The organism is Acidobacteriota bacterium (genome assembly GCA_040752915.1).
Lineage (GTDB): Bacteria > Acidobacteriota > UBA4820 > UBA4820 > DSQY01 > JBFLVU01.
Map to the genome: position 1 here is coordinate 1 of JBFMHB010000141.1, position 2,377 is coordinate 2,377.

Here is a 2,377-nt window from a genome sequence, read left to right on the forward strand (position 1 = left end):
GGTCTACTCGGCCCTCACCGACAGCAACACCACCAACAACCCGCCGTGCGGGGGGATCGTTCCGCCTCCGGCGTGAGGTCCGATCCTCAAGGAGGAGTCAAGGAACGGGCGGGGCTTCGGCCCCGCCCATTATTTCCCTCGGCGGTTCCGGATTCCCGGTGACCTCCTCGACGGTCCGCAGGCCGGGGACCGGGGGGACGGAGGCGAACTCATCGTCCTCCCTTACGGGCCCTGGGGTGGTGCGGCCAAGACGCAGGGGACGGGACTAGGTTCAAGAAGGAAAACCGGTCTGGTCTGATTGGGAGCGCAGTCCAGGCCGGGCGCTATCGTCCGTGAGGGAGGGATTTACACGAAGGGAGATTACCCTCAAGCGCCCCGGTTGGATTGAAACCCGAGGGGGCCCCGGGACTTGACTTGAATCTCTTCGCGCAATAACAATTAACTCACTGGGAATCCAGGATCCCTTGCGCTGGATTGCTCCGTGTTGTGAGGAGAGAAGCCTGCCGAAGGCGGAGGCCAGGGAGGACGAGACTAGAAAACGAGGCTTGTGGGGACAGACCTGCTGTTTCCTGCTATGGGACCAAGCGGGGAAAAAGGATCCGGGCAGGCGGCGCTGGATGGCTGGGATCGTGAGGCGGGTTCGTGGCTCGTGGGCATTGCGGTCCGTGCGGCCATTTGTCGGGTCGCGCCGGTGCTGGGGAGGGACGAATGAAAAAGACATGCGTTCTGGGCGGATGGACGATGGTCCTGGCGTTCATTAGCTGGGTTTTCGTGCCCTGGGTCCCCTGCGCCCAGGAGCCTGATGGATGGAAGGAGGCGGCCCTGGACCGGATGGTCCGGATCGAGTCGGAGCAGGCCTCCCTTCGACTGAAACTGGCCTCCGACCCAAGCCTTCAAGAGGCGCAAGAGGCCCTGGCCGCGCTGGAAGAGGAGTGGGAGCGCCTTTCTATGTCCATGGGTGGAGATCGACCCATGGCGCAGGGTCAACCCGAGGCGGTCCCTGACGCGGTGCTCTCTGTGCCGTTGTTGCCGCCATCTTCCTGCCTTTCGACTACCACGACCCACGGCGGTGGTACTCCGGTGGCGATCCCCACCGGGCCGGCGGTTGTGACCTCCACCCTAGTCGTGGCCGGTGCGGGCACGTTCATCTGGGACGTTAACGTCTCCACGCACATTACTCACTCCTTCGCGGCAGACCTGGACATTACGCTCCAGTCGCCGGCCGGGACCATCGTGACGCTCACCACCGACAACGGGGCGGGGAATGACAACGTCTTTGACGGAACGGTCTGGGATGATTCGGCCAACCCGGGAGGCCAGGTGCCCTATTTGGCCAACAACGGTTTGGTCACCGACCACACGTACGTAAACCTGACCTTGGCGAGCCCTCTCGTCCCAGAGGAGGCCATGGGGGCTTTCTTTGGCGAAGACCCGAATGGGACCTGGACCCTCACGATATCGGATGATCTGGCCGGTGACGGAGGGAACCTGTCCGACTGGAGCCTGGAACTCACCACTCTTTCGGGGCCGCCGATCGAAACGGCCTACTCGTTTACACAGTCTGCTTCGACTGCCATCCCCACAGGCCCCGCCGTGGTTACGTCCACTTTGGATGTGGCCGGCGCAGGGGACTCCCTCAGCGGTCTCACGCTGACCACCTTTCTGGAGCACACCTTTGCGGCGGATCTGGATGTCACCCTTCAATCGCCCGCGGGAACGGTGGTGACCCTCACCACAGACAACGGGAGCGGGAATGACAATGTGTTCAACGGCACACTGTGGGACGACAACGCCGACGTGGATGGACAGGTTCCCTACACCACGAACAACGGGTTGGCCACCGACAACGCGTACGTCAACCTAACCCTCGCTACGCCCCTGGTGCCGGAAGAGGCCTTCGGAGCCTTCCTTGGGGAGGATCCGAACGGGACATGGACCCTCACCGTCTCGGACGACTTGGCCGGTGACGGTGGGACGTTGGTCAGTTGGACGCTGAATGTTCTCACAGCGACCTGCGTTCCCACCCTCGTTATCGATCCCGCGCCGCCCCTTCCGTTTCTGCAGAGGGGCACGCCCTGGTCGGTGACCTTCACGGCATCGGGCGGGACGGCGCCCTACTCCTTCTCGCTGACGGGGACGGTGCCTCCTGGGCTGATCTGGGACCAGGTGAGCGCGACGCTGTCGGGTACGCCGACCTGGGCGGGGACCTACGACTTCACGATTCACGTGATGGACGCCAACGAGTACACAGGGAGCCAGGCCTACACGCTGGAGTCGGAACCCCTGTACACCTTGAACTTCTACGACAACCTGAACCGTGCCCAGCTGTGCGTGGACTCGGTGACGGGCCACTACGTGTGGACGAACTTCATGCCCT

General features: G+C 63.3%; 1 protein-coding gene. It reads left to right on the forward strand.

The annotated features are described in order from the left end of the window. Window positions 1–708: 708 nt before the first annotated feature. Window positions 709–2,377: proprotein convertase P-domain-containing protein (locus AB1824_13530; protein ID MEW5765980.1), on the forward strand; the 1,669-nt coding region annotated here is incomplete at its 3' end.